This is a genomic window from Olleya sp. Ti.3.14 (assembly GCF_038154885.1).
In the GTDB taxonomy this organism is placed as follows: Bacteria; Bacteroidota; Bacteroidia; order Flavobacteriales; family Flavobacteriaceae; genus Olleya.
On sequence record NZ_JBAKAO010000021.1, the window covers coordinates 1 to 2,801 of the forward strand.

Here is a 2,801-nt window from a genome sequence, read left to right on the forward strand (position 1 = left end):
TATAAAAAATTGTTTACTTTAGTGTCTAAATTATGGAAGTTGTCTATTTACTTACTGCTGAAATTCCTTCGGAATTTCATTGCGCGCAAATCACAACTTTCCATATGCAAAACGTTGCCTACAATTGTAACGCTCAATTCAAAACGTGTAATACCGAAAATAAAAACCACTGATTTTAAGCTATCTTTATTAGTCTTTAGCTAATTAAAAGTACACAGTTAACCAATTCAGAATTTTAGCCTGATAATGTAAAAAATACGATCTTCCGACATTCACTCAGACGCAACAACTACGCAAACCGAATTAGCTTGTTGCTCAATAAAGTAAAAATTAAAAACTGTAGGCAACACAGCATATAAAAAATTGTTTACTTTAGTGTCTTAATTATGGAAGTTGTTTATTTACTTACTGCTGAAATTCCTTCGGAATTTCATTGCGCGCAAATCACAACTTTCCATATCCAACAACGTTGCCATTCATTGGCGGAACGCACTCAAAAATGAACAATAAAGAAATAATATTATGAAATCATACACAAAAAAAGCATTGAAATCGGGAATATTCGCTGGAATTGGTTTTGGCATTGCTACAGCAGGAATAGACTATTATGATGGAGATGATTTTGAATTATGGAAATTTATTTTTAAAGTTTTATTCTTTGCAATATTTATGGGACTTTATTTTAATTACAGTTTTAAAAAACAATTCAAAAAAGAATCTAAATAGAAATCTAAAACTGAACTGAATGCGGAATTTAGCAAGTTGCGGAATTGCTCACTCAATCGGAATTGAAAAAGTTTGTGGATTAAAACACTGACCGAATTGACTCAAAACTTGAAACTCGGAAAACAGAATTTAGCGGAATAACAACAATCTGAAAAACAACGAAATGGCAACAACGTGTATAATTAATTGCTTTGGTAAGTGCTTATTTGGAAAATTCCTTCGGAATTTTCTCGCGTTTGTTTTTGTTTACTAAATTAGTTGCTTAACCACGCAACTAACCATACACAAAACCGTTGCCTACAATTGTAACGCTCAATTCAAAACGTGTAATACCGAAAATAAAAACCACTGATTTTAAGCTATCTTTATTAGTCTTTAGCTAATTAAAAGTACACAGTTAACCAATTCAGAATTTTAGCCTGATAATGTAAAAAATACGATCTTCCGACATTCACTCAGACGCAACAACTACGCAAACCGAATTAGCTTGTTGCTCAATAAAGTAAAAATTAAAAACTGTAGGCAACACAGCATATAAAAAATTGTTTACTTTAGTGTCTTAATTATGGAAGTTGTTTATTTACTTACTGCTGAAATTCCTTCGGAATTTCATTGCGCGCAAATCACAACTTTCCATATCCAACAACGTTGCCTACAATTGCAGAGCTCATCTCAAATCGTGCAATACCGAATATAAAAATCACTGATTTTAAGCTAACTTTTATAGTCCTTAGCTAAAGTATAGCAAACAGTTTACCAATTCAGAATTTTAGCCTGATAATTCAAAAAAAATATGTTCTTCCGATATTCACTCAGACGCAACAACGACACAAACCGAATTAGCTTGTTACTCAATAAAAAAAGTAAAAATTAAAAACTGTAGGCAACACCGCATATAAAAAATTGTTTACTTTAGTGTCTAAATTATGGAAGTTGTTTATTTACTTACTGCTGAAATTCCTTCGGAATTTCATTGCGCGCAAATCACAACTTTCCATATCCAACAACGTTGCCTACAATTGCAACGCGCAATTCAAAACGTGTAATACCGAATATAAAAACCACTGATTTCAAGCTTACTTTAATAGTCTTTAGCTAACATAAAGTACACAGTTTACCAATTCAGAATTTTAGCCTGATAATGTAAAAAACATGATCTTCCGACATTCACTCAGATGTAATATTGACGCAAACCGAATTAGCTTGTTTCTAAATAAAAAAAGTAAAAATTAAAAACTGTAGGCAACACCGCATATAAAAAATTGTTTACTTTAGTGTCTAAATTATGGAAGTTGTTTATTTACTTACTGCTGAAATTCCTTCGGAATTTCATTGCACGCAAATCACAACTTTCCATATCCAACAACGTTGCCATTCATTGGCGGAACGCACTAAAAACTGAAACAACAAAACGAATGAATAAAATAAAACTGACCTTAATTTTTATACTATTATTTTCTTTAGAATGTTTTAGCCAACAAACTGGAAATAATGGAATAACACAAACTGCTGTTAAAAACGGAATTGGAATTGGAAGCGCAATTGCTATAGTGGTTTCTTGGGACAGAAATAAATCAATTCTTTATGCATTATTACACGGGATTTTAGGCTGGCTTTATGTTATCTATTTTGTAATAGTCCGCGAAAGTGAAGAAAAGAACAAATAATAAAACCGAACTGAATGCGGAATTTAGCAAGTTATGGAATTGTTAACTCAATCGGAATTGAAAATATTACGGAATAAAATGCGGACTGAATTTACTCAATAGCTGAAAAGAGGAAAACCGAATTTAGCGGAATAATAACAAACTGAAAAAACAACGAAATGGCAACAACGTGTATAATTAATAGCTAGTTCTCGCCTACTTACGAAAATCCTAGCGGATTTTATATTTGGTTTTTATTTGCTAAATTAAGTGCTTAAATACGCTACTAATCATACACAACAACGTTGCCTACAATTACAACGCGCAATTCAAAACGTGTAATACCGAATATAAAAACCACTGATTTCAAGCTTACTTTAATAGTCTTTAGCTAACATAAAGTACACAGTAACCCAATTCAGAATTTTA

General features: G+C 31.8%; 2 protein-coding genes. Both read left to right on the forward strand.

What is annotated here, in order from left to right; genetic code table 11:
* The first annotated feature begins 522 nt into the window (after positions 1 to 522).
* Positions 523 to 726, forward strand: coding sequence for a hypothetical protein (locus V6251_RS15090; protein ID WP_341588988.1), 204 nt, complete (start codon positions 523 to 525; stop codon positions 724 to 726).
* A 1,415-nt stretch (positions 727 to 2,141) separates the two neighbouring features.
* A complete protein-coding gene (locus tag V6251_RS15095) occupies positions 2,142 to 2,393 on the forward strand; it encodes a hypothetical protein (RefSeq protein WP_341588989.1) in 252 nt (83 codons plus the stop codon).
* The last annotated feature ends 408 nt before the right edge of the window (positions 2,394 to 2,801 follow it).